This is a genomic window from Streptomyces sp. NPDC002787, from assembly GCF_053592095.1.
Window position 1 is genome coordinate 120311 of sequence record NZ_JBSFVC010000006.1, and the last position, 25137, is coordinate 145447.

General features: G+C 71.3%; 22 protein-coding genes. 16 read left to right on the forward strand and 6 right to left on the reverse strand.

Annotated features, from left to right (window positions below; genetic code table 11):
- Window positions 1–140 precede the first annotated feature (140 nt).
- Window positions 141–923, forward strand: a complete 783-nt coding sequence (locus ACWD26_RS10280; RefSeq protein WP_451268212.1) for a DUF899 domain-containing protein — start codon at window positions 141–143, stop codon at window positions 921–923.
- Window positions 924–977: 54 nt separating this feature from the next.
- Here ACWD26_RS10280 and ACWD26_RS10285 read toward each other — a convergent pair whose 3' ends face one another.
- Together ACWD26_RS10285 and ACWD26_RS10290 are read right to left on the reverse strand one after the other, a co-directional pair.
- The gene (locus ACWD26_RS10285) at window positions 978–1421 is read right to left on the reverse strand and encodes a hypothetical protein (RefSeq protein ID WP_451268214.1); all 444 of its coding nucleotides are present in this window, start codon (window positions 1419–1421) and stop codon (window positions 978–980) included.
- Between the two features lie 45 nt (window positions 1422–1466).
- Window positions 1467–2615 (reverse strand): GDSL-type esterase/lipase family protein, encoded by a 1149-nt coding sequence (locus ACWD26_RS10290; protein ID WP_451268216.1) that lies wholly within the window; start codon window positions 2613–2615, stop codon window positions 1467–1469.
- A gap of 119 nt (window positions 2616–2734) precedes the next feature.
- Between ACWD26_RS10290 and ACWD26_RS10295 the strand changes: the two genes are divergently transcribed.
- Complete coding sequence (locus tag ACWD26_RS10295; RefSeq protein ID WP_451268558.1) at window positions 2735–3283, forward strand: YciI family protein; 549 nt, start codon at window positions 2735–2737, stop codon at window positions 3281–3283.
- 78 nt (window positions 3284–3361) lie between these two features.
- Here ACWD26_RS10295 and ACWD26_RS10300 read toward each other — a convergent pair whose 3' ends face one another.
- Window positions 3362–4354, reverse strand: a complete 993-nt coding sequence (locus tag ACWD26_RS10300) for a glycosyltransferase family 2 protein (protein WP_451268218.1) — start codon at window positions 4352–4354, stop codon at window positions 3362–3364.
- Window positions 4355–4454: 100 nt separating this feature from the next.
- On the opposite strand from ACWD26_RS10300, the gene ACWD26_RS10305 reads away from it, so the two are divergent.
- The 5 genes from ACWD26_RS10305 (at window position 4455) to ACWD26_RS10325 (ending at window position 10195) form a co-directional block, all read left to right on the forward strand.
- Window positions 4455–4925, forward strand: coding sequence for a GtrA family protein (locus tag ACWD26_RS10305; protein ID WP_451268220.1), 471 nt, complete (start codon window positions 4455–4457; stop codon window positions 4923–4925).
- A 37-nt stretch (window positions 4926–4962) separates the two neighbouring features.
- Window positions 4963–6405, forward strand: coding sequence for a hypothetical protein (locus ACWD26_RS10310; protein WP_451268222.1), 1443 nt, complete (start codon window positions 4963–4965; stop codon window positions 6403–6405).
- 248 nt (window positions 6406–6653) lie between these two features.
- Window positions 6654–7376 (forward strand): hypothetical protein, encoded by a 723-nt coding sequence (locus tag ACWD26_RS10315; RefSeq protein ID WP_451268224.1) that lies wholly within the window; start codon window positions 6654–6656, stop codon window positions 7374–7376.
- A 621-nt stretch (window positions 7377–7997) separates the two neighbouring features.
- On the forward strand, window positions 7998–9083 hold the full coding sequence (locus tag ACWD26_RS10320; RefSeq protein WP_451268226.1) for a hypothetical protein: 1086 nt from the start codon (window positions 7998–8000) through the stop codon (window positions 9081–9083).
- A 2-nt stretch (window positions 9084–9085) separates the two neighbouring features.
- Window positions 9086–10195, forward strand: a complete 1110-nt coding sequence (locus tag ACWD26_RS10325) for a hypothetical protein (RefSeq protein ID WP_451268228.1) — start codon at window positions 9086–9088, stop codon at window positions 10193–10195.
- Window positions 10196–10267: 72 nt separating this feature from the next.
- Here the strand turns inward: ACWD26_RS10325 and ACWD26_RS10330 are convergent, their stop codons facing one another.
- Together ACWD26_RS10330 and ACWD26_RS10335 are read right to left on the reverse strand one after the other, a co-directional pair.
- Window positions 10268–10405, reverse strand: coding sequence for an MFS transporter small subunit (locus ACWD26_RS10330; RefSeq protein WP_419595538.1), 138 nt, complete (start codon window positions 10403–10405; stop codon window positions 10268–10270).
- Entirely contained in the window at window positions 10371–11705 is a 1335-nt protein-coding gene (locus ACWD26_RS10335) for an OFA family MFS transporter (protein WP_451268230.1), read from the reverse strand. Before ACWD26_RS10335 ends, ACWD26_RS10330 begins: the two co-directional genes overlap by 35 nt.
- A 332-nt stretch (window positions 11706–12037) precedes the next feature.
- Between ACWD26_RS10335 and ACWD26_RS10340 the strand changes: the two genes are divergently transcribed.
- From ACWD26_RS10340 to ACWD26_RS10375, 8 genes are all read left to right on the forward strand, one after another.
- Window positions 12038–12790 carry a dienelactone hydrolase family protein gene (locus tag ACWD26_RS10340; RefSeq protein WP_451268232.1) on the forward strand — a complete coding sequence of 251 codons (753 nt, stop codon included), beginning with the start codon at window positions 12038–12040 and terminating at the stop codon, window positions 12788–12790.
- Window positions 12791–12926: 136 nt separating this feature from the next.
- Window positions 12927–13898, forward strand: coding sequence for a 2-dehydropantoate 2-reductase (locus ACWD26_RS10345; RefSeq protein WP_451268234.1), 972 nt, complete (start codon window positions 12927–12929; stop codon window positions 13896–13898).
- The gene (locus ACWD26_RS10350) at window positions 13895–15832 is read left to right on the forward strand and encodes a molybdopterin oxidoreductase family protein (protein ID WP_451268236.1); all 1938 of its coding nucleotides are present in this window, start codon (window positions 13895–13897) and stop codon (window positions 15830–15832) included. Before ACWD26_RS10345 ends, ACWD26_RS10350 begins: the two co-directional genes overlap by 4 nt.
- A gap of 5 nt (window positions 15833–15837) precedes the next feature.
- Window positions 15838–17661 (forward strand): NAD(P)H-dependent oxidoreductase subunit E, encoded by a 1824-nt coding sequence (locus ACWD26_RS10355; RefSeq protein ID WP_451268560.1) that lies wholly within the window; start codon window positions 15838–15840, stop codon window positions 17659–17661.
- Between the two features lie 37 nt (window positions 17662–17698).
- Entirely contained in the window at window positions 17699–18559 is an 861-nt protein-coding gene (locus tag ACWD26_RS10360) for a 2Fe-2S iron-sulfur cluster-binding protein (protein WP_451268238.1), read from the forward strand.
- Window positions 18560–18567: 8 nt separating this feature from the next.
- Window positions 18568–19431, forward strand: a complete 864-nt coding sequence (gene fdhD, locus ACWD26_RS10365) for a formate dehydrogenase accessory sulfurtransferase FdhD (protein ID WP_451268240.1) — start codon at window positions 18568–18570, stop codon at window positions 19429–19431.
- A gap of 456 nt (window positions 19432–19887) precedes the next feature.
- Window positions 19888–21795, forward strand: a complete 1908-nt coding sequence (locus ACWD26_RS10370) for an exo-alpha-sialidase (RefSeq protein ID WP_451268242.1) — start codon at window positions 19888–19890, stop codon at window positions 21793–21795.
- Window positions 21796–21805: 10 nt separating this feature from the next.
- On the forward strand, window positions 21806–23041 hold the full coding sequence (locus ACWD26_RS10375) for a hypothetical protein (RefSeq protein WP_451268244.1): 1236 nt from the start codon (window positions 21806–21808) through the stop codon (window positions 23039–23041).
- Here ACWD26_RS10375 and ACWD26_RS10380 read toward each other — a convergent pair.
- Window positions 22980–24020: a bile acid:sodium symporter family protein gene (locus ACWD26_RS10380; RefSeq protein WP_451268246.1), complete on the reverse strand. Its 1041-nt coding sequence runs from the start codon at window positions 24018–24020 to the stop codon at window positions 22980–22982. The two genes, ACWD26_RS10375 and ACWD26_RS10380, sit on opposite strands and share 62 nt — an antisense overlap.
- A 141-nt stretch (window positions 24021–24161) precedes the next feature.
- On the opposite strand from ACWD26_RS10380, the gene ACWD26_RS10385 reads away from it, so the two are divergent.
- Window positions 24162–25037: a LysR substrate-binding domain-containing protein gene (locus ACWD26_RS10385; RefSeq protein WP_451268248.1), complete on the forward strand. Its 876-nt coding sequence runs from the start codon at window positions 24162–24164 to the stop codon at window positions 25035–25037.
- The last annotated feature ends 100 nt before the right edge of the window (window positions 25038–25137 follow it).

Consider the following 25137-nt stretch of genomic DNA (forward strand, 5'->3'; position numbering starts at 1 on the left):
GCCCGACGTGGCCGGGTCGGTACGGGCTCGGCGGAGGTCGCCCCCTCGGGCGATGAGTTTCGGCCCCGCCGCGAGTCTGTTCTGGTGACGTCGCAGGACGTCGTACGACAGTGCCCTGCACGAGACACCGCGGAGGAACCATGACGACCACACCGGACGCCCCGTCCACCGAGCTGCCCGGCCGCCCGCCCGTCGTCGACCTGGCCACCTGGCAGAGGGCCCGTGAGGAGCTCCTGGTCCGTGAGAAGGCCCACACGCGGGAGGGAGACGCTCTCGCCGCGGCCCGCCGGCGGCTGCCGATGGTGGAGTTCGACGGGACGGTCGAGGTCGTCGGAGCCGACGGCCCGGTCCCGTTCCTGGACCTGTTCGAGGGCCGCGACGAGCTCGTGGTCTACCAGCACATGTGGTACGACGGCGCACCGCACCAGGGGCAGTGCGAGGGCTGCACCACGACGGCCTGGCACCTGAAGGACGCCGTCTACCTCAACGCCCGCGGCGTCTCCTTCGCCGTCCTGACCACGGGCCCGTGGGACGAGGTGGCCCCCTACGTCGCGTTCATGGGCTACACCCAGCCCTGGTACTCGGTACGGGGCGTGGAGGCACCGGTCGGCGGCGAGATGGGTTACCTCACCTGCTTCCTGCGCGACGGCGACCGCGTGTTCCTCACCTACTCCACGACGGGCCGCGGCAACGAGCGGGTCAACGGTTCCCTGGGCCTGCTCGACATGACGCCCTACGGCCGTGGCGAGGCATGGGAGGACAACCCCGAGGGCTGGCCCGAGGGGGGCGACCCGTGCTGGTCCTGGCGCTCCGACGCGGACGGCAACCCCACCTGGGGCCCGACCGGCCGCCCCGTGCCCCAGTGGACCCGCCCCGGCGCGACTCCGGTGGAAACCCTCGGCCGACACGGCCACTGCCACTGACACGCCTTCGCCGACGACTCGGGAGAGAGAACGACTCCGGAAAGAGAACCCCGCCTACGCCTGGATCCACCGTCTCAGCGCCTCGACCGTGTCCTCCGGCGTCGTGTTGAAGCACAGCCGGATCCCGGGCGTCGCCTCGGTGAGGACGTTGACCAGCCGCTCGAACAGCAAGGTGTTCTCCGGCAGCATCCGTACGCCGCCGCCGATCATCGCCAAGCCGAACGCGTGCGCCTTGAGCTGCTCCCGGACGGTCGCCTCGGCATGGTCCGGAGAGGTGTCGATCAGGCACGGAACAGCATCGAACCCCGCTTCGCGCAGCGCCGCGTTGGCCGCTTCGATCCGGGCGGTGAGCGCCGCCTCGTCGACACCGGCGGGCATCCGGCTGTAGTCAAGGGCACTCGGACGCAGACCGATGGACAGCACCTTCGTATGGCCGGGCAGCGGAGACGAGGACATCGGGGTCGAGGGCGTCGGGGTCGAGGGCGTCGGTCGGCCCATGGGGGTGTCCTCTCTGCTCGGGTCACGGGTCAACTCCTCGGTTTATCACGTGGGTTGACGAAAAGGTCCGCCGTTCGCGAAGGCGTGGGCGGCGAAGCGTCTGCCCATCCGGCGGTATGCGGCGGCGGTGGGGTGCAGGCCGTCGGCCAGGTCGTCCGCCTCGTCCGGGCCGAGCAGCTCGCGGCCGTCGAGGTGGTGGAGGTGGGGGTCACGTGTCCGGCGAGCGGTCACGATCCGTTCCAGCTCGGCACGGACCACCGCCAGCGACAGCGCCCCACCAGCCACTTCCGCCGGGTCGCCCAGTGCTGTGATCTTCCCGTCCGGGCCCGTCGCGGTCGGGCCGGGAGTCTCCTCCAAGGCCGGACAGCTCACCGGGGACATCAGCAGGAGCGGGGTGTCCGGGTGCCCGTCCCGGACGGTGTCCAGGAAACCGTGCACCGCCGCGCCGAACGTCCGCAGCCGAAAGGCGGCCAGGCCCACGACGTTGATGCCCACCTTGAGACTGATCAGGTCGGCGGGCATGTCGCGGATCGTCCGGGCGACATAGGGGTCCAGCAGCGCGTTGCCCGCCTGGCTGAGGTTGATCACCTCCACTCCCCCGAGCGCGGCCGCCACGACCGGCCAGGTGCCGGTCGGGCCGTCAGCCTCGACGCATTGGCTGATGGAGCTGCCGTGGTGCACCCAGCGGCGCCGACCGTCCGGCAGCGGCGGCAGCACATCTCCGTCGGCGCGCAGTGCCACCAGCTCCGTGGGGGTCTGCTGGGGCAGCCACAGCTCGACCTGCTTCATGCCGGCCGGCAACCCGCCGAACCGTACGGTCCCGGGCTCGCCCGGGACCAGCCGCTGCTCGGCGCCGGGGCCCGCCATCCGCAGCACGTGGCCCACCGGCGCCCGGCGCCGCTCGGCCAGGGTGCCGTTCACCAGCAGGTCCAGCATGCCGGTCGGACGGGGTTCCGGATCGGTGTCGAGCTGCCCCGTAAAGGTGAGCACCTCGAACTCCAGCGCACACGCATCGGTGCGGAACACCAGCCGCACACCCGAAGGCATCACGGTCACCGCGTGGACCGACGGGTCCTGGTACTGCTCCTTGGTCCACGCGGGTAGCCGACGCGGCATCACCCCGGCCGGCGTGATCTCCAGGTCCAGCGCCCCTCGGAACTCCACCGGCCCGCCCACCAGCGGAACCGCCCTCATCGCCACCGTCACCGCTCCTGCCCAGTCCCAGCGATCATCGACCGCCGATGCCGATCAAGCAACCCGGCCGCCGCGAAAGTGTGTTGAGATGTCGACGGATGTCGGGGAGGGTCTGGGGCATGGAGTTCTTCTGCTACCACCGTGACCGGCCCGGATCCCTCGCGTTGCGGGAAGAACTGCTGGAAGAGCACTGGTCGTACATGGACGGGTACGCGAAGGAGCTGATCGCTCGCGGCCCGACCTTCGCCGACGACGGCGAAACGCCCACCGGCAGCGTGCACATCGTCGACCTTCCGGGTCCCGCCGCCGCCCGCGCGTTCGCCTTCGACGAGCCCAACCACCAGGCCGGCGCTTACCGCGATGTGCTGCTGCGCCGGTGGCGCAACCTGCTGGGACGCACCATGTGGGATTTCCCCGGTGGCTCGGCCGGCGGCAACCGGTACCTGGTACTCGGCCTGGGCTCGGGGCAGGCAGCCGACACCGACGTGCCGCCCGACCGGGACGATCTGATCGCGTACGGGCCGCTGCTGTCCGACGACGGCGCCACCTGGCTGGGGACGGCGGTGCTGCTCAGGGCTCCGGACCCGGACACGGCACGCACCGTCCTGACCGCGGACCGGTACGCCGACATAGAGATCCACCACTGGGAGTTCGGCGGACGACGCTGAAGACTCAGAGTCCGAACGACCCGCTCGGAGGGTGATGGTGGACGGGGCGCGCGTCGTCTTCCCGCGAGCCCCGGCCGGTCAGCGACTACCTGAGATGTTCCTGGCGGGCACCGGGCCGGTGCTGGGCCGGTGCCTGGTGTAGCGCGGTGAGCGGGCCGGCGCCGCGTAGGCGAGGTGTACGAGCCGGGAGTGTTCCTGGCGCATGTGCATGAGGGACTCGAGGATGTAGCCGACGAGCAGGACGAGCACCGCGATCGTCATGATCGCGGCGGCGAGGATCGCCGTGGGGATGCGCGGCACGGTGCCCGTGCGGATGAACTCGGCGATGACGGGGACGCCGAGGACGACCGAGACGAGGGCCAGCACTCCCGCGACCACCGTATGGACGAGCGAGGGCCGCTCGCGCCGCGCGAGGTCCAGGATGACCCGCAGGATGCGCCAGCCGTCCCGGAAGGTGCGCAGTTTGCTCTCGCTCCCGGCGGGTCTGACCCGGTAGTCCACCTCCACCTCCGCCGTGGGGAGCCGGAGGTGGAGCGCGTGGATGGTCATCTCGGTCTCGGTCTCGAACTGGTGGGCCAGCGCCGGGAAGGATTTGACGAAGCGCCGCGAGAAGACGCGGTAGCCGCTCAACATGTCGGTCACGTCGTTGCCGAACAGGGACCGCACCGCCCCCGTGAGCAGCTTGTTGCCGGTCGCGTGCCCCGCCCGGTAGGCGGCGCTGACCGTCTCGCGGCGGGCGCCGACCACCTGGTCGTACGGCCCCTCGAAGAGCAGGTTGACCAGGTCGCGCGCCCGGGACGCGTCGTAGGTGTCGTCACCGTCGATGAGGAGCAGGGCGTCGGCGTCGACATCGGCGAAGGCACGCCGGATGACGTTGCCCTTTCCCTTGCGCGGTTCCTCCCGGACGATCGCGCCCGCCGCGCGGGCGACCTCCACCGTGCGGTCGGTCGAGGCGTTGTCGTACACGTAGATGTCCGCCTCGGGGAGTGCAGCCCTCAGATCGCACACCACCTTGCCGACGGCGGCCTCCTCGTTGTGACACGGCACGACACACGCGATCGTCGGTTGCACGGCCGCTCCTTACCTGACCCGGCGTCGAATTACGATAGGAAATAATGCGTTATGGGCGCGTCCGGGCGGTCGGGGCGCGCCGTGTCGTTACGCTCGCCGTGTGCTGGTCCTCGTATCCGTGGCGCTGCGTGTGCGTGACGCAGTCAGGGGCGTCTGGCGCGAGGCCGCCAAGTTCGGGGTCGTCGGGGCGCTGGCCTTCGTCGTGGACAACGGCGGCTACAACCTGCTGGTTTTCGGTCTTCCCGGCGGCACGGAGGGCGGGGTGATGCGGGCCGCCCCCGTACAGGCCTCCGTCATCGCGACGGGCGCCGCGGCGCTCTTCAGCTGGGTGGGGAACCGTTACTGGACCTACCGCGCCCGGCATCGCGACAACCTGACGCAGGAACTGACCCTGTTCCTGTTCGTGAACGTGGTCGGCGTCGCCATCACGGCGGGCACGGTCTTCGCCTCACGGCATCTGCTCGGGCTGGAATCGGTGCTCAGCGACAACGCCGCGCGCGTCTTCGGCTGGGCCCTCGCCACCCTGTTCCGCTTCTTCGCCTACCGGCGCTACGTCTTCGTCGCGCCCTGATCCGTACGGTCCTCTCGACGCTGTTAGCATCCGCCGCATGGGACAGAACGGACGAATTCAGGGCGAAAAGCGCTGGGTCTGGTGGCTGGGCGCTGTTGCCGTGGCGTGCTGTCTGGCCACGGCCGTCGTCTTCGCCCCCGGGTTCATGAGTCCCGACAGCATCGACCAGCTCCGGCAGGCCATGGGCAGGACACCACTGACCGACTGGCACCCGCCCGTGCTGAGTCTGGTGTGGCGTGCGCTCATCGCCGTCACCGGTATGCCCTCGTCCATGGCCGTGCTGCAGTCCGTCGTCTTCTGGGGCGCGCTGTGGGTGGTCGCCTGGTGCGTCTGGGAACTGACCGCGAGCCGGGCCGGTTCGCTCGCCGTTCTCGGCCTCGGGCTGACTCCCCCCGTCCTGACGTTCGTCGGCGTGGTGTGGAAGGACGTCCACGTGGCCTGCGCCCTGCTCGCCGCCTGCGCGGTGGCGTTCGTCGGGCTGCGGCTGCGCGACCGCGGCCTTTCCGCCACGATGCGCTGGGCTCTGCTCTGGCTGGGCGTGCTCTTCCTCGCCTACGCCATGCTCGTGCGCAAGAACGCCTTCGTCGCCGCGATTCCGATGTTCGTCCTGCTCGTCCTCGCGCTGTGGCGCTCCCCCGGGCGCCGGATGTGGGCCAAGTGCACAGCGGCACTCGTGGCCGGCGTCGTCCTGCCCGCCGCCGCGATCTCTCTGATCGCACGGCCCGTACAGACCGATCAGGGCGCGCAGATCATGCTCGACGATCTCATCCACGTCCTGACCGTGGAGGAACTGCGGTCGGCGAACGTCCCGCCGGACCTTCGCGACCGCTTGGTGGCCGCCGCCCAGGAATGCGACCGCATCGGCGCCCTGTCGGACGCCTACTGGGCCTGCTACCAACGGCCGGCGGACGGATTGACCGGGGATGCGGACCAGATCACGTCCCTGTGGCTGCGCGAGATGCGCGGGCACGCTTCCGGCTATCTCCAGTACCGGCTGCGGCTCTTCACCGCCCTGCTCTTCGAGACCGGCTACCCGTACCACCCGGGAGTCTTCGGCAACGACCTCGGAATCGAAGTGGCCCGCCCCCGGCTGGAAGCCACCCTCGCCGCGTACATCAACGGTGCGGCCATGGATCTGCGGCCGCTCTTCCGGGGCTGGTTCTGGCTCGCTGTCGCGCTCGTCCTCGCCGTCCGTCCGGGCAGGGGGACGTTCTCCCTGCCGATCCGGGTGCTGGGCATCAGCTCGATGGCCTACGTGCTCGGCTACCTGCCGATCATGCCGGCGACGAACTACCGCTACCTCTACTGGTCGGCACTCGCCTGCACGCTCGGTCTCCTCCTGCTCTGGCTGGACCGTGGCACCACCGACCGGACCACGGCCGGCTCCGGCGTCTCGCGCACCAGCTCCGCCGTCACGCTCCCCAGCGCTGTGACGGCGCATCAGCCGACGGGCCCCGAAGACCAGTCCCCGGCAAAGTGAAACCGCCCCGCCTGGGTCACACCGGTGACGCCCACGACACCTCAGCCGTCCCCCACGCACCGGCGGCCCAGGACTCTCCCGAGGCTCCGCCCCCGCCGTGGACGGTTGGACAAGTGGTCGGCGCCGGTGATCGGCATCCTCACGGCCGGGCCGCTGCGCTTCAGCGCCCTGAACGCCTCGAAACCGACGCGCACAACCCGGCCTTGCGGCCCCACTGACGGTCGCCGGGGTGTGGTGGAGTGGGGATCATGACGACGAGTGACGCGATCGTGGTGCCGGAGCTGTACGTCGGCTACCCCAAGGTGGCCTTCGGCGGCTACGTCGCCGGCGTGTTGGCGGAGAGGTCGGGGGCGCGGACCGTACAGGTGGACTTCCGGGGGCCGGTGCCGGTCGGGGTGCCGGTGCGGATCGCCGAAACGGCGGGTGGGGGTGTGGAGTTGGGCGAGGCCGAGCGGCCCCTTGCCGCCGCGCGCCCGGCCGAGTTGCCGCTCGACGTGCCGGCCGCGCCCTCCTGGGACGAGGCGGCCGCCGCGTCCGAGAGGTTCCGGGCGGCGCCGCCGCCGGGTGTGGTCGACTGCTTCGGCTGCGGCCTGCGTACGGCTGATCGCGGCCTGCGTGTGCACTGCACACCGGTGCCGGATCTCGGCCTCGTGGCCTCCGCCTGGGTCCCGCCCCGAGTCTTCGCCGACCCGGACGGCCTGCTCCCGGCCCACTTGGTCTGGGGCGCCCTGGACTGCCCCGGTAACTGGGCGGGCCGCTTCCTGGGCACCCAGCGCCCGGGCGCGGTCACCGCGACCCTCACGGGCACGATTCTGCGGCCGGTCGCCGCGGGTGAGCCGTACATCGTGTACGCGTGGCTGCTGTCGGAGTCCGGCCGCAAGCACATGATGGGCGTGGCGCTCGCTACGGCCGAGGGTGAACTGTGCGCCCGCTCCGAGGCGTTGTGGATCGATCCCAGGCCTGCCCCATGAAACCGCCGCCGCGTCGGCCATGGGGCGCTGTTCGCACGGGGCCGACCCGGCCGACCTGCTGACGAGGCCCACGCTCCGCGACTGGCTGGTCGTCCGTGCCCGCGGCCGACGGCGGGACCTCGACGACGAGGAACAGGAAGCAGGTCTTGGTCGAAAGGTCGTGGAAGTCGTCGGGGAACAGCTCACGGGCTGCCGGGTCGGGCTGCGGTTCGCTGATGACGGCAACACGGAAGCCGGCGGTGGTGAAGGCATCGGACATCGCGTGCAACGGCCTGCGCCAGAACCTCAGCCGAACGGCAGAGGTCGCTCAAGTCCGCCACGTGCAGAGCACACGTCGTCACCGAGCCGCCGCCAACGCCGGCATCCCGGCGCCGGCGTCGATGCCGGTGACGACGGCACCGCGGTCGCGCAGTGCGGCGGACAGGGGCCCGAGCCGCAGCCGACGTCCTGTCACATGATCCGCCTGACGGAACGTCGCTGCGCCGCGCTCGTGGCTGCAGGAGCTTCCTGACACGGTTGACACAGTGGGCCTTCAGAGGGAAGCGGGATCGGCCGAATGCCGTCTGTTCACGGGTGGTGAACGCCAATAGCGTGTGCGACCTTCGCGCTCTGGGGGGTCTCGTGAACGGTCTCCGTGCGGTCATCGTCTGCCTTGTGATGGCGTGTGCCGGGGTGGTGTCGCCGACCGCCGCCGCGACACCGGCCACGGCTGCGACTCCGGCCGCGGCCGCGACACCGAGCTGGTCGGCGCTGCCGGTCCCGGCGGCGGCCCCGCCGGTGACCGTGTCCGATCTCGCCACCCGCGGGCGGGGCGAGGCATGGGCGACCGGGTACGAGCACGCCGCCGACGGCGTGCGGCCGATGCTGTACCGGTGGGACGGCACGGCGTGGAGCCGGGACACGACGTTCCCCGGCGCCGATGACCTGGGCTGGCTCGGCAAGGTGCGGTTCGTCGGCGAGGAGGCGTGGATCTTCCACAACCGCGCGGGGGTGGGAGAGATCCTGCGCCGGTCGGCGGGAGGGTGGAGTGCCGTCCCGCTGCCGCAGACCCTGCGGATCTACCAGGACTTCACGGCGGTAGCGGGGGCCGCGTGGGTGGTCGGTGAGGACGACACGGGGCTCAAGGTGCTGCACTACGACGGTTCCGGCTGGACCACCCAGTCCACCCCGGACGGTGTGCTGTACCTGATGGGGATCACCGCGCGTACCGCCACCGACGTGTGGGCCTGGGCGGACACCACCACCGGGACCACCGTCCTGCGCTGGGACGGCACGGCGTGGCGGGACGCGAAGGTGTCGCTGCCGCCGAACAGCAACGTGCACACGATCCTGCCCGAACCGTCCGGCCGGGTCACGATCGGCGGCAGTCAGTACACCGAGGGCGTGGCCCGCACCTACCTGATGACCTTCGACGGGCGTGCCTGGCGCACCACTTACCCACCGCTGGGCGACACGTACACGGAGGCCTTGGTGCGCGGCCCGGACGGCGCGCTGTGGCTGCCGGTGCGCAGTGACCGCGCGTTCCAGTCGAAGTACGCGCGGCTGGACGGCCGTCGCACGACCTACTCCTACGGTCCGGAGCGCACGAGCGCGATCGACGTCAAACCGCGTGTGCTGGCGCGCGCCGGGTCCTCACTGCTGTCCTTCGGCACCGTCGAGATCTACGGCTCCAAACCGAATCTGATGAGCGAGCGGCTGGGAGGCTGACCATGGCACGCCGACTTCTCGTCACGGCGCTCGCCGTCGCCATGACCATGGTGACCCTCATGACCTCGGCCGCGGCAGAAACCCTGTCCTGGCAGCACGTTCCGGTCCCGGCACAGGTCCGCCCCCAGGCCGGGCTGAACGAGGCCGTGGCGTTCGGGCCGGACCGGGCGTGGGCGGTGGGCGCCGACGCCGTCGGTCGCGAGGCGCCGGGCTTCCCGCTGATGCTGCGCTGGGACGGAACCGCGTGGCAGCGCCAGAGTCTGCCCGGGGTCGGCTGGCAGGGAGAGCTGCTGTCCGTCGCCGCGACCTCACCGAGCGCGGTCTGGGCGGTCGGCCGCGACTCGGCGGGCGGCGCCCACCTGCTCCGCTTCGACGGCACGGCCTGGTCCGAGAGCCGGCCGCCGCGCGGTGTCGTACTGACCAAGGTCGTCACCGGCGGCGGTGAGACCTGGCTGATCGGTTCGCGGGACGGCGCGCAGGCGTTGCTGCGCTGGGACGGGCGGGGCTGGCGGGACGTGCCGGTGCCGCCGGGAGCCGTGTACGGACTGCACATCCTGGCGGCCGACGACGTCTGGGCCGCGGGCGAAACCGCCTCCGGTGCGGCCGTGTCGCACTGGGACGGGCAGTCGTGGCGGCAGACGATCGTGGAGGGGTTCCCGCGGTCGGCCGTGGGCAGTGTGCTGGCGGTGTCGCCGACGGAGGTGTGGGCGGGTGGTACGGCCGGGTTCGTCGGTGGCCCGGTGGGCCGGCCGATTCCGCCCCTGCTGGTCCGCTTCGACGGGCAGGCGTGGAGCCGGGTGACCGTGCCCACCGACTTCGGCGGGATCACGTCACTGGCGCCCACGACGTCCGGCGGGCTGGGCTGGGTCGCGGTGGCCCGCTCGCAGAAGTGGGGCCCGCCGGGCAGCACTCCCCCGTGGGTCCCCGGGCCGGATTTCCTCGCCTGGAACGGACAGTCGTTCACCGAGCACAGCGAACCGGCGGTGGCCGGGGAGGGTGACTCCAGGACGCTGCAGCTGGCGCCGGTGCCGGGCTCGGAGACGGTGTGGTCGGTCGGCCGCGCCAACGGCCCCGAGAACACCTTCGCCCCGCGGATCCTGCGGTTCGGGTGACCCCGTCGCCGTGGGACCCACCGGGCTGTTCCGATGCCGGGTCCCGGCATCGGAACAGCCCGGTCGGAGCACTCACCCGGTGAACAACTGCGTGGCCTTCCGCACGAGTTCGTACAGTCCGTAAGTGAGCGGAACTCCCACCCACACCCAGGCGAAGATGATCAACGGCCGCCGGTCAGGCGGATTCGGGCTGCTGTCGCTGGACGACATCGGCGGCCTCCCTCGGGGCGGGGATGTGGAAGCGGGGGTGGACCGGCCGGACCAGTTCGTTGGCGGCGAAGCCGATCACCAGCAGCCCGATCATGATGAAGAAGGACATGCCGTAGAGGTCGGAGCCGGACTTGCCCGCCTCCTCCTGCCGGTCCGCGATCCAGTTGACGATCAGCGGTCCGAGGACACCGGCCGTGGACCACGCGGTGAGCAGCCGGCCGTGGATCGCGCCGACCTGGTAGGTGCCGAAGAGGTCCTTCAGATAGGCGGGGATCGTGGCGAACCCACCGCCGTAGAAGGACAGGATCACCAGGGCGCAGACGATGAACAGCGGCTTGGAGGCGTCGCCGAACTGCGCGATCAGCAGATACATCAGCGCGCCCACACCCAGGTAGACGCGGTAGATGTTCTTGCGCCCGATCAGGTCGGACGTCGACGACCAGACGATACGGCCGGTCATGTTGGCCGCGGAGAGCAGGGCGACGAAGCCGGCGGCCGCGGTCACGGAGACCGGGGTGGAGGAGTCGGCGAAGAAGTCCGTGATCATCGGGGCGGCCTTCTCCAGGATGCCGATGCCCGCGGACACGTTCATGCAGAGAATGACCCACAGGCACCAGAACTGCGGGGTGCGGATGGCGTTGCGGGCCGAGACCTGCGGGCCCTGGAGGACACTCGGTCCGCTGTCGACCGGCTTCTCGGTGCGCGGCACCCGGACCAGCAGCACACCGAGCAGCATGAACACGGCGTACGACAGTCCGTGCACCAGGAAGGCCAGGGCGATGCCGGAGGAGTCGGCGCCGAAGGACTCCAACATCTGGGCGGACCACGGCGAGGCGATGAGCGCGCCGCCGCCGAAGCCCATGATCGCGATGCCGGTGGCCATGCCGGGCCGGTCCGGGAACCACTTGATCAGGGTGGAGACGGGCGAGATGTAGCCGATGCCGAGGCCGATGCCGCCGACGAATCCGTAGCCGAAGACGATGAGCCAGTACTGCTCGGTGGCCGCGCCGAGCGAGGCGAGCAGGAAGCCGGAGGAGAAGCAGATCAGCGCGACGGTCATCGCCCAGCGCGGCCCGTTGCGCTCGACGAGTGTTCCGCCGAACGCGGCGGACAGGCCCAGCATGACGATGCCGAGTTGGAAGGGCAGCGCGCTCTGGGTGCCGCTGAGGCCGAGCGCGGATTCGAGCGGCGGCTTGAAGACGCTCCAGGCGTAGGCCTGTCCGATGGAGAGATGGACGGAGAGCGCGGCCGGGGGGACGAGCCAGCGGCTCCAACCCGGGGGTGCGACGGGGGGACTCATGATCCCGGACGGTAGGGAGTGACAGGGGAGTTGAGAAGGCGGCGCGTCGACCGTAGCGGTGAGCGGTATCCGCCGCGCGCCGAACGGTCGTTCCCCGGCCACTTCCGCCTTCGAGCCAGGCCAGGCCCTCTGGTCAGGCGGGCTATGCTCTGCCGCTATGACTACCGGGACGGCCTTGCGCCACACACGGATTGGTGACCCGGTGCTCTTCTGAGCGCCGTGTGGGCCGGTGCGGGCCCGCTGTTCGATCGAGGATCTCGCGCTGTCGCGCGGGCTCCGCCTCCGTCGTGTTGATCACGAGCTCGACACATCAACCACGACAGGAGAACGATATGCCCACCAAGATGCTGCGGATTCCCACAACGGACGGTCAGGCCGACGCTTTCGCCGCCTTCCCCGAGCGCGGCGAGCGGCACCCCGGGGTGCTGATGTACTCGGACGCCTTCGGTCTGCGGCCCGTACTGCGGGAGATGGCCCGCGAACTGGCCGAGCACGGGTACTACGTGCTCGTCCCCAACCTCTACTACCGGCACGGCCCGGCACCGGTGGTGGAACTTCCCGAGTACATCGGGGAGGAGATCCGGCCGGCGGTCGTCGCCCAACTGCTGCCCTTGCTCAAGGCACACACCGCCACCGAACGTGTCCTTCGTGATGCCGACGCCTACCTCCGGTTCCTCGCCGCCCAGCCCGAGGTCGGCGCCGGACCGGTGGCCGTGACCGGCTACTGCATCGGCACCCTGTTGGCGCTGCGCACCGCGGCGGCCCACCCCGGCCAGGTGGCCGCCGTCGCAGGGTTCCACCCCGGCTTCGTGGTCACCGACGCGCCCGACAGCCCGCACCGTCTCGTGCCCAAGCTCAGCGCGGAGGTCCATCTCGGCCTCGCCGAAGGCGACATGGCCCCCGAGGTCATCGCTGAGCTCCACCAGGCCCTGGATGCCGCGGGTCTCGGCCACACCTGCGAGATCTACCCCGGCACCGTCCACGGCTTCACCATGGCCGACACCGAGGCCTTCGATCCTTCCGCACTGCGGCGCCACTGGGACCGCCTGCTCCCCCTCCTCCACCGCACCCTGTCCCACGACTGAGGTCTCAAATGCCTTGGCGGGCCGGTGCGTGAACTCTTGCTGGGTCAACTTCCATACTGTAGACAATATTTCGTCGACAGAGTTCGGCAGTGTGCCATCTCCGCGGTATCCCTCGACCGAACGGAGCTCCCTCACCATGAAAGTCGCAGTTCTCGGCGCCGGTGCGATCGGCGCCTATGTCGGCGCGGCGCTCCACCGTGCCGGCGCGGACACCCATCTCGTCGCCCGTGGACCGCATCTCGCGGCCATGCGGCGGGACGGGGTGCGAGTGCTCAGCCCGCGCGGGGACTTCACCGCCCGCGCCCACGCCACCGACGACCCGGCCGAGATCGGGCCGGTCGACTTCGTCTTCCTGGGCCTCAAGGCCAACTCGTACGCGGCGTGCGGGCCGCTGATCGAGCCCTTGCTGCACGGCACCACGGCGGTGATCGCCGCCCAGAACGGCATTCCCTGGTGGTACTTCCACCGGCACGGCGGCCCGTACGACGGCCACCGGCTCGAGAGCGTGGACCCCGGCGGCGCGGTCAGTGCGGTGCTCGCGCCCGAACGGGCCGTCGGCTGTGTCGTGTATGCGGCGACCGAGCTCGAAGGGCCCGGTGTCGTACGGCACTTGGAAGGCACCCGGTTCTCCGTCGGCGAGCCCGACCGCGGTGTGTCCAAGCGCTGCCGGGACTTCAGCGAGGCGATGACGGCCGGTGGCCTGAAGTGTCCGGTGGAGCCCGACATCCGGAGCGACATCTGGATCAAGCTGCTCGGCAACATCTCGTTCAACCCGATCAGCGCCCTGGCTCGCGCGACCATGCGGCAGATGTGTCTGCACGGCGGCACCCGCAAGGTCATCGAGACGATGATGGCCGAGACGCTCGCGGTCGCCGAGGCCCTGGGCTGCGAGGTCGGTGTCTCCATCGAACGGCGGATGGCGGGCGCCGAACGCGTCGGTGACCACCGCACCTCCACGCTCCAGGACCTGGAGCGCGGCAAACCGCTGGAACTCGACGTCCTCCTCGCCGCCGTCGTCGAGTTGGCGGACATCACCGGCGTCGAGGTGCCCACCCTCCGCACCGTCCACGCCATCTCGGACCTGCTCGCGTTGAGGAGCGCCGCGTGAAGAATCGGCAGAATCGGCAGAATCGGCAACCGAAGACCTACACCCGGCTCACCCATCCCCTCGTCCGCGACTCCCGCGACGAGCCCTTCCGGCGGGCCAGTTGGGAGGAGGCGCTGGATCGGGCGGCCCGCGGCATCGAGCGCAACCGCGGCGCCTTCGGCATGTTCTCCTGCGCCCGCGCCACCAATGAAATGAACTACGTGGCGCAGAAGTTCGCCCGTGTGGTCATGGGCACCAACAACGTCGACTCCTGCAACCGCACCTGTCACGCGCCGAGCGTCGCCGGCCTCTCCGCCGCCTTCGGCTCCGGCGGCGGCACCTCCTCCTACGAGGAGATCGAGCACACCGACGTGATCGTCATGTGGGGCTCCAACGCCCGCTTCGCCCACCCGATCTTCTTCCAGCACGTGCTGAAGGGGATACGCAACGGCGCCCGGATGTACGCGGTCGACCCCCGCCGGACCTCCACCGCCGAGTGGGCGGAGAGCTGGATGGGGCTGAACGTCGGCACGGACATCCCGATGGCCCACGCGATCGGCCGGGAGATCATCCACGCGGGCCTCGCCAACATGGCGTTCGTCGAGCGGGCGACCACCGGCTTCGATGAGTACAGGGCGCTCGTGGAACCGTGGACGCTGTCGTTGGCGGAGAAGGTGACGGGTGTACCGGCCGCCGCCATCAGGCAGTTGGCGCACGCGTACGCCCGTGCCGAGCGCGCCCAGCTGTGCTGGACCCTCGGCATCACCGAGCACCACAACGGCACGGACAACGTGCGCGCGCTGATCAACCTCTCGCTGCTGACCGGCCATGTGGGGCGGTACGCCTCCGGATTGCAGCCCCTGCGCGGCCAGAACAACGTGCAGGGCGGCGGCGACATGGGCGCGATCCCCAACCGGCTGCCCGGCTTCCAGGACATCCTCGACCCGGAGTCCCGGCTGAAGTTCGAGTCGGCGTGGGACACCGTCATCCAGCCGCACTACGGGCTGAACCTGACGGAGATGTTCGAGGCCATGGAGGAGGGCTCGCTGAAGGCCGTGTACTGCATCGGGGAGAACCCGGCGCAGTCCGAGGCCGACAGCGAGCAGGCCGTACGGCGCCTGAAGGAGCTGGACTTCCTCGTCGTCCAGGACATCTTCCTGACGAGGACGGCCGAGCTGGCGGACGTCGTGCTGCCCGCGACCGCCGGATGGGCGGAGACGGACGGCACCACCACCAACAGTGAACGGCGGGTTCAGCGCGTACGCAAGGCGGTCACCCCGCCCGGTGAGGCCCGCGAGGACATCGACATCATCTGCGACCTGGCCGCCCGGCTCGGGCACGAGTGGAAGTACGCCGACGCCGAGGCCGTCTGGAACGAGCTGCGGTCGGTGTCGCCGGACCACTACGGGATGACGTACGAGCGCCTGGAGGAACACCAGGGCATCCAGTGGCCCTGCCCGGACACGGACAGGCTCGAACCGACCTATCTGCACGGCCGGTTGTGGGACCCCGACCCGGCCGATCGAGGCAGGCCCGCGCCCTTCGGGATCGTCCAGCACGATCCGCCGGTGGACCTGACGGACGAGCGGTTCCCGATCCGGCTCACCACCGGGCGACGGCTGGACTCGTACAACACCGGTGTGCAGAGCGGTGGTTACGCCTCGCCGCTCCGGCGCGGGGAGTACATCGAGCTGTGCCCGGAGGACGCGGAGCGCTACGGCGTCGTGGTCGGCGAGGAGGTCCAGGTGTCCTCGCGGCGCGGGTCGGTCGTGGCGCCGGTGTGGATCGACACCGGGCTGCGGCCCGGCCTCGCGTTCATGACCATGCACTTTCCCGACGAGGTGGACACCAACCAGCTGACGATCGAGGCGAACTGCCCGATCGCGGGGACGGCGGAGTTCAAGGCGTCGGCGATCCGGATCGAGAAGCTGCCCGTCGCGACCATCGTGAGGTGACGCAAGTGGACCTGCACTTCGGTGACAGCAAGCCCACGGACGAGGAGACGGCGGCCGTCGACGCGCTGCTCGGGCCGCCGGAATCCTCCTGGGAAGGCGCGGACCGTTGCGACGCCGATCTGCGGTGGGCGCGGGGCGGCCGGGAGGCCCGGGAACGCCGTGACCTGCTGTTGCCGGGGCTGCACGCGATCAACGACCGGGTCGGCTGGATCAGCGAGGGCGCGCTGGACTATCTCTGCCGACGGCTGACGGTGCCCCCGGCGGAGGCGTACGGCGTGGCCACGTTCTACGCGATGTTCTCGGTCGAGCCGCGCCCGGCGACCGTGCTGCACGTGTGCACCGACCTGGCGTGCGCGGCGGCCGGGGCGGCCGAGCTGTGCGCCGGGGTCGAGTCCCGTCTGGGCCTCGGCAGCGGGGTGAGCGTGGAGCGGAGCCCGTGTCTGGGGCTGTGCGAGCGGGCGCCGGCCGCGCTCGCGATCAAGGCCGGCGACCCGGTGCGTACGGCGGTGTCGGCGCCGGCGAGCGTCGAGTCGGCCGTGCTCGCGGCGAGCGCGCCGGACTCGGCGGACGAGGAGCCCCCGGCCGCCACGGCGGTGCCGCAGGCCGGACAGCCGGGGCTCACCCTTCTCGCCCGCGTAGGCGTCGTCGACCCGGCCTCCCTCGACGACTACCGCGCCCACGGCGGCTACATGGCCCTGCGGCGGGCCTTCGACCTCGGCCCCGCCGGGATCATCCGGGAGGTCACCGACTCGGGCCTGGTCGGGCGGGGCGGCGCCGCCTTCCCCACCGGCCGGAAGTGGCAGGCCACCGCCTCCCAGCCCGACCGTCCGCACTACCTCGTCTGCAACGCGGACGAATCCGAGCCGGGCACCTTCAAGGACCGCGTGATCATGGAGGGCGATCCGTTCGCCCTGGTCGAGGCGATGACGATCGCGGCCTACGCGACCGGGGCGCACCAGGGGTACCTGTATCTGCGGGGCGAGTATCCACGGGCCCTGCGGCGGCTGGAGCACGCCATCGCCCAGGCCCGCGCCCGGGGGCTGCTCGGCGACGACATCCTCGGCCAGGGGTACGCGTTCGACATCGAGATCCGCCGGGGCGCTGGCGCCTACATCTGCGGCGAGGAGACGGCCCTGTTCAACTCCATCGAGGGCTATCGGGGCGAGCCGCGTTCGAAGCCTCCGTTCCCGGTGGAGAAGGGCCTCTTCGGCAAGCCGACCGTGGAGAACAACGTCGAGACCCTGGTGAACGTCCTGCCGATCCTGACGAGGGGCGCCCCGGCGTACGCGGCGATCGGCACCGGGCGCTCCACCGGGCCGAAGCTGTTCTGCGTGTCGGGCAGCGTGGACCGGCCCGGCATCTACGAGCTGCCCTTCGGCGCGACACTCGGCGATCTGCTGACGCTCGCCGGGGTGCGGGACCGGCTGCGGGCCGTCCTCCTCGGCGGCGCGGCCGGCGGCTTCGTACGGCCCGACGAGCTGGACATCCCGCTCACCTTCGAGGGGACGCGGGAGGCGGGCACGACGCTCGGCTCGGGGGTCGTGATGGCCTTCGACGACACGGTCCCGCTGCCCCGGCTGCTGCTGCGGATCGCGGAGTTCTTCCGGGACGAGTCCTGCGGGCAGTGCGTGCCGTGCCGGGTCGGGACCGTGCGCCAGGAGGAGGCGCTGCACCGGATCGCCGAGCGGACCGGCGCGGCGGCTGCCGGGGACATCGCCCTGCTCAGGGAGGTCGGCCGCGCGATGCGCGACGCCTCGATCTGCGGTCTGGGGCAGACCGCGTGGAACGCCGTGGAATCCGCCATCGACCGCTTGGGGGCGTACGAATGACCGCGCATCGCCGTACCCGTCCTACCGGAGCCGCCGTATGACCGTGATACCGCTGGGAGTGCCGCGACGGCTGTTGGAGTTCACGATCGACGGGGAGCCGGTGCGGGCACCCGAGGGCTCGACGATCCTCGACGCCTGCCGTGCGGCCGGCAAGGACATCCCCACCCTCTGCCAGGGCGACACCCTCACACCCAAGAACGCCTGCCGGGTCTGTGTCGTCGAGGTCGAGGGGGCCCGGACCCTCGTCCCGGCCTGCTCCCGCGAGGCCGAGCCCGGTATGGAGGTGCGGACGGACACCGAGCGCGCCCGGCACAGCCGCAAGATCGTCCTCGAACTCCTCGCCTCCTCGGTCGACCTGTCCACGACCCCGCGGGTCGCCGAGTGGATCAAGGAGTACGAGGCGAAACCGGACCGCTTCGGCCCGGACGCGGCCCGGCTGAACGAGGAACCCAAGGTCGACAACGAGCTCTATGTGCGGGACTACGACAAGTGCATCCTGTGTTACAAGTGCGTGGACGCCTGTGGGGAGCAGTGGCAGAACACGTTCGCGATCTCCGTCGCGGGCCGGGGCTTCGACGCCCGGATCGCCGTGGAGCACGACGCCCCGCTCACCGACTCCGCCTGCGTGTACTGCGGCAACTGCATCGAGGTCTGCCCGACGGGCGCGCTGTCCTTCAAGTCGGAGTTCGACATGCGGGCGGCGGGCACCTGGGACGAGTCGGCGCAGACGGAGACGACCACGGTGTGCGCGTACTGCGGTGTGGGCTGCAACCTCACACTCCATGTGCAGGACAATGAGATCGTGAAGGTCACCTCGCCGCACGACAACCCGGTGACCCACGGCAACCTCTGCATCAAGGGCCGCTTCGGCTACCAGCACGTACAGAACCGGGACTGAGACACGACATGGGACGAGTCACGGAACGACGCAAGGTGATCCGCATCCGGGACGGCGCGGTCTCCACCCGCCCGGACACGCTCGTCGCCGAGGAACCGATGGAGATCCGACTGAACGGCAAGCCGCTCGCGATCACCATGCGCACCCCGGGCGACGACTTCGCGCTGGCGGCGGGGTTCCTGGTGAGCGAGGGCGTGCTCGCCGAGCGGTCGGACCTGCAGAACATCGTCTACTGCGCGGGCGCGACCGCGGACGGGTCGAACACGTACAACGTGGTGGACGTGAAGACCGCGCCCGGGGTCGTCGTCCCGGACATCACTCTCGAACGGAACGTCTACACGACCTCGTCCTGCGGACTGTGCGGCAAGGCGTCGCTGGACGCCGTCCGTACGACCGCCCGCTGGACCATCGACGACACGCACGGCGGTGACGCTCCCCCGGTCCGTCTCGACCCCGCACTCCTCGCGAGCCTCCCCGACCGGCTCCGTGCGGCCCAGCGGGTCTTCGACCGGACCGGGGGTCTGCACGCGGCGGCCCTGTTCAGCGAGGACGGCGAGCTGCTCGACGTACGGGAGGACGTGGGGCGGCACAACGCGGTGGACAAGCTGGTGGGACGGGCCCTGCAGAGCGGGTCGCTGCCGCTGTCCCGAGCCGTGCTGCTGGTGTCGGGGCGGGCCTCGTTCGAGCTGGCGCAGAAGGCGGTGATGGCGGGGATACCGGTGCTGGCGGCGGTGTCGGCGCCGTCGTCGCTGGCGGTCGACCTGGCGGCGGAGACCGGGCTGACGCTGGTGGGCTTCCTGCGGGGCGCCTCCATGAACGTGTACGCGGGCGAGCACCGTATCGCTCTGCGGGCCGCGGCCGCGAAGGGCTGAGCCGGCTCCCCGCGACACGGCGGCGGAGCCCCCACCGGCGGGGAGCGCCCCCTGCGCCGGGGGGCTCCGCCGGTTCAGCCGCCGGGTACGCGTCGTTGGTCCACTGGTGCGTTGCCGGGTGCGGGTCCGGTGGGGGCTGGTCGCGCAGTTCCCCGCGCCCCTTGAAAGACACGGCCCCTGCGGGCCGAAAAGCATGGGGCGCAGCCCCTGCTTTTCAGGGGCGCGGGGAACTGCGCGAGAAGCCCCACCGGACCGGCACCCGCCCACGAAACCCGCACCCCCGAGCTATCAGGCGCCCCACTGACCGATCGTCACCTAGTCGTACGACACGCCCAGTCACGACCGACGCACGGTTCTTGTGAGCCCACTGAGAGCCCAAGTACCGTCTGTGGCCGCACGTGGGACATAGGACGTCCTATGTCCCATCGCCTAGACGGATGAAGGGCTGGCCGCACCGTGCCGTCGAGTCTTCACGCACGTCTCAGATCCCCCCTCACCTCCCCCCTCCTCGCGGTGGTCACCGCCTCCGCACTCCTCGCCCTGTCCCACCCCGCCGGAGCCGAGGCCCAACAAGCGCCCGTCGCAGCCGAGTTCGAGCAGCAGGTCCTCTTCACGGCCTCCCAGGACCCCGGCTACGCCTGCTTCCGCATCCCGGCGATCGTCCGGACGACCGAGGGAACCCTGCTCGCCTTCGCCGAGGGCCGCGTGCTGAATTGTGGGGACGCTGCCGACATAGACCTCGTGGTCAAGCGGTCCACGGACGGCGGCCGCACCTGGGGCCCGCTGCGGGTGGTCAACGAGGGTGGCGGCGACACCCACGGGAACCCCGCGCCGGTCGTGGACACCAGGACCGGCCGGATCGTGCTGGCGGAGACGTACAACACGGGCCGCCCGGACAGCGCGAGCTGCGACGTCCCGTGCGACCGAGCTCCGCATCTGCAGTACAGCGACGACGACGGGCTGACCTGGTCCGAGCCGCGCAGCCTCAGCGACCAGATCCGCCCGGCCGCCTGGAACTCGTGGTACGCCACCGGCCCGGTGCACGGCATCCAGCTCACCCGGGGCCGGCACGCGGGACGGCTCGTCCTCGGGGTCAACGCCGAGACGTTCGCCGACGGCCGGATCACCGCCAACCACGCCGCGCTCGTGACCAGCGACGACGGCGGGGAGAACTGGAAGGTCGGCGCGACGGACTCGTGGCCGATCGCGGACGAAGGCACCTTCCGGCAGAAACCGTCGGAGCTGACGCTCGCCGAGCGCGCGGACGGCACGGTGCTCGTCAGCGGGCGCGAGCAGGACGGCACCGACCTCGGCCATCGCAGCCAGACCGTCAGCCGGGACGGCGGCACCACCTTCACCGAACCCTTCCGGGCGCTCCCGGACCTCTACATGCCGCAGGTGCAGGGTTCCGTGCTGCGTCTGGGCGACCGCATGCTGCTGGCCGGCCCGGCCGACCCCGACCGCCGCCGGACGATGGCGATCCGCTCCTCCTACGACGGCGGTCGCACCTGGGAGAGCGTGGACCGGGGCACCGTCGTCACCACGGACTGGTCCGGCTACTCGGACCTGGTCCGGATCGACGGCGGCACGGGCGGCAACGATGTCGTCGGGCTGCTGTACGAGGGCGGCGCGGTCGACGCCCGGGACGAGATCCGCTTCGCCCGGTTCACCGAGGACTGGCTGAAGCCGCGCCGACGCCCGGATCCGACGACGCCCGACAGGGCACCCGGCGGCAAGCGGGCGGCCGTGCTCGGCGGGGCCCGGCCGACGGACGGGGTGTTCGGCGGGGCGGTCGAGTTCGACGGTGCCGACGACGCCGTACGGCTGCCGTATCGCTCCCGACTCCCGCTCGGCACCAAGGACTTCACCGCCTCGCTCTGGTTCCGTTACACGGCCACCGGCGGGGAGCAGCCGATGCTGTGGATGGGCGGTGTCGGGACGACGCAGCCGCAGGTGTGGCTGCGCGGGGAGCCGGCGGCCGGCCGGCTGACGGGGCTGATGACCGTGCGGGACGGGGCCGCGCTGCCCAGGACGACGTCCGTGCGGTCCACGGGCGCGTACAACGACGGCGAGTGGCACCACCTCGTGCTGCGGCGGGGCGGAGGGCAGCTCACCCTCTTCGTCGACGGCACACCGTTCAGCACGGCCGACATCCCCGGATCGGTCAGCCGGAACTCGCCGTTCGGGGTGCACATCGGGCAACGGGTCGACGGCCGGGTCCACTTCACCGGCGCGATCGACGAAGTGCGAGTGCACGACCGGGCGTTGAGCGACGCGGAGGTGGCCGGGCTCGCCGCCCGGAGCGCCGAGACGCGGGGCGCGATCCTCTGGCTGCCCATGGACCGGGTGGACGGAGGCAACTAACGTCCCTTCCGTGTCCGACGACGCGGGAGCACGACAGCGGGCGGGGGCCGGACCGGTCCTGATCCTGGCACTGGTCCTGGCCCTCGCCGCCGTGCTGCTGACCGCCCTCCCGGACGACGACCGGGAGGGCGGCCGCGCCTGCACGGCCCGCACGGTCCGGGACTGGGACCCGGACACCTCGCTGACCGGCGAGTTCACCCGGTACGGCGACGACGCGACCCGTACGGACGACTGGACCGGCGGCGACGGCACCCACTCCGTGCGGCTCCCGGACGGCCGGGTGCTGTGGCTGTTCTCGGACACCTATCTGGGCCAGGTGCACCCACCGCCCAACCCGGCGGGCGAGTCCGTGGCGTGGCGGGACGTCTCGACGCCGCTGGTGCGCAACTCGGCCGTGGTGATGTCCTCCTCGGGCCGCCTCGAATCCACGCTCCCGGCACCGGTCTTCCCGGATCCGGCCCCGCAGCGGTGGCGCTGGCCGGTGGCCGCCCGGGTCGAGCCCCGCTCCCCCGGCTCGGACGAGAAGGTCCTGCGGGTGCTGCTGTGGACGCGGACGGCGGGCCGGTCGCCGTGGATCTACGGCGTGCCGACGGCGACCGAGGTGGCCACGCTGTCGCTGCCCGAGCTGCGGCTGGAGGGGATCACGACGGTGCTGGACCAGGGGTCGGTCGCCGATCCGGCCCGGCGGGTGCTGTTCGGTACGACGGCCGTGGACGCGGGCGACTGGACGTACGTCTTCGGCGGCACCGACGCCCAGGCGGCCTCCCGGCCGACCTCGCACGCGTATGTCGCCCGGGTGCCGCGCGGCCGGCTCGGGGAGCCGGGGGCGTGGGAGTACTGGGACGGCGAGCGGTGGGCGGTGCGGGGGCGGCCGGCGGCGGTGCTCGGGAACGGGGAGGACAAGGGGGTGGGCAGCGCATTCACCGTCGTCCGGGACGGCCGTACGTATGTGCTGTTCACCATGGCCGCCGGGACCGAGGGGCTGACGACCGTCACCGCCTATTGGGCCTGCTCCCCGACGGGGCCCTGGCACGGGCCCACCAAGGGATTCAGCCCCCCGCTGCCGAACAGCGGTGTGGCGGCGTACAACCCGCAGGCGCACAAGGCGGTCGGCGACGGGCGGCTGGTGCTCAGCTACGACGTCAACTGGCTGGACGCCGACGCGGCGGCGGCGCAGCTGAACATCACCCGGAACGTGTCCCTGTACCGACCGCGGTTCGTATCGCTTCGTCTCGCCGCTCCGTGACCTCCGGCTCCACCGGGTCGTGGGCCCGGCGTTTGGCGATGACCGCGCAGACCATGAGCTGCATCTGGTGGAACAGCATCAGCGGCAGTACGGCGAGGGACGCCTCGGCGCCGAACAGGACGCTCGCCATGGGTAGTCCGGAGGCGAGGGACTTCTTGGAGCCGGCGAACTGGATGGCGATCCGGTCCGCCCGGTCGAAGCGCAGGGCCTTGGCGCCGTACCAGGTGAGCAGCAGCATCACCGCGAGCAGCACGGCCTCGACGGCCAGCAGCCCGGCGAGCCGCAGCGGGCTGACCTGGCTCCAGATGCCGCGCACCATGCCCTCGCTGAACGCGACATAGACGACGAGGAGGATCGAGCCGCGGTCGACGAGACCGAGGATCCGCTTGTGCCGGGTGATGAAGCCGCCGATCCAGCGGCGGGCGACCTGCCCGGCGAGGAACGGCACCAGCAGCTGGAGAACGATCTTCAGCAGCGAGTCGGCGGAGAAGCCCCCGACGCTGCCGCCCAGGAGGCTCGCCGCGAGCAGCGGGGTGATGACTATGCCGGCGAGGGAGGAGAAGGAGCCCGCGCAGATCGCGGCGGGCACATTGCCCCGGGCCATCGAGGTGAAGGCGATCGACGACTGGATGGTCGACGGGACGAGGGTGAGGAAGAGCAGCCCGGTGTAGAGGGAATGGGTCAGGAACACCGGTTCGAGGCCGCGGGCGGCCAGGCCGAGCAGGGGGAAGACGACGAACGTGCACGCCAGGACGGTGAGGTGCAGGCGCCAGTGCTTGACGCCGTCGAGGGCCTCGCGTGTGGAGAGCCGGGCGCCGTAGAGGAAGAAGAGGAAGGCGATCGCTGCCGTGGACGCGCCGGACGCGACCTCGGCGACCGTACCCCGCGCCGGGAGGAGCGCCGCGAGGCCCACCGTCCCGAGCAACAGCAGGATGTACGGGTCGATCGGCATCCAACTCGGCCACTTCAGGCGTTTCACGGTGCTCCACGTACGTTCGATGAGGGTGCGTGCCGGGCCGGAGGGCCCCTCTCCATGGTCCTCTCCCGGCCCGTGATCGGGAATCCGTCATACCGCTCTGACTGTAATCGTTTCTCTCGATAACGGAGTAGGCTGGAGATTATGTACGACCCCTCCCAGCTGCGTACCTTCCTCGCCGTGGCCCAGACGCTGAGCTTCACGCAGGCCGCGCGGCGGCTGGGGCTGCGGCAGTCCACGGTCAGCCAGCACGTACGCCGTCTGGAGGACGCGACCGGGCGGCAGCTGTTCTCGCGGGACACGCACTCCGTGGAGCTGACGGAGGACGGTGAGGCGATGCTCGGCTTCGCCCGGCGGCTCCTCGACGTCCATGAACAGGCGACGGCGTTCTTCACCGGGACCCGGCTGCGCGGGCGGCTGCGGTTCGGCGCGTCCGAGGACTTCGTGCTCACCCGGCTCCCGGAGATCCTGGAGTCCTTCCGGCACGACCACCCCGAGGTGGACCTGGAGCTGACCGTCGAGCTGTCCGGCACGCTGCACGAGCAGCTCGCGGCGGGCAAGCTCGACCTGGTGCTGGCGAAGCGGCGCCCGGAGGACCCGCGCGGCGAACCCGTCTGGACGGACAGGCTCGTGTGGATCGGCGCGGAACGGCTCCGCCTCGACCCCGACCGCCCGGTGCCGCTGATCGTCTATCCGCCGCCGGGCATCACCCGCGCCCTGGCCCTGGAGGCGCTGGAGCGCGAGGGTCGCGCCTGGCGTATCGCCTGCACCAGCGGCAGCCTCAACGGCCTCATCGCCGCCGCCCGTGCGGGCCTCGGCGTGATGGCGCATTCCCGTCGCCTGGTGCCCCCTGGTCTGGTCCGGGTCCCGGACCGCGCGGAGCTCCCGGAACTCGGCGAGGTCGACTTCGTCCTCGTCCACGGTCGGCGGCCGGGAGCCGCCTCGGGCGCGGCGGACGCCCTCGCGGCGGCGATCCTCTCCGGCGGCGACCGGCTCCACGGCCGGGTGCGAGGGGTGTGACGGGAAGGGCCGCCGCAGCGCTGCAGGCGTGTCGGCCCCGCGGAGGATGTGAGCAGTGTTCGCGTCCCCCCGGACCGGATCGTGTTCACAGCGATGCGCT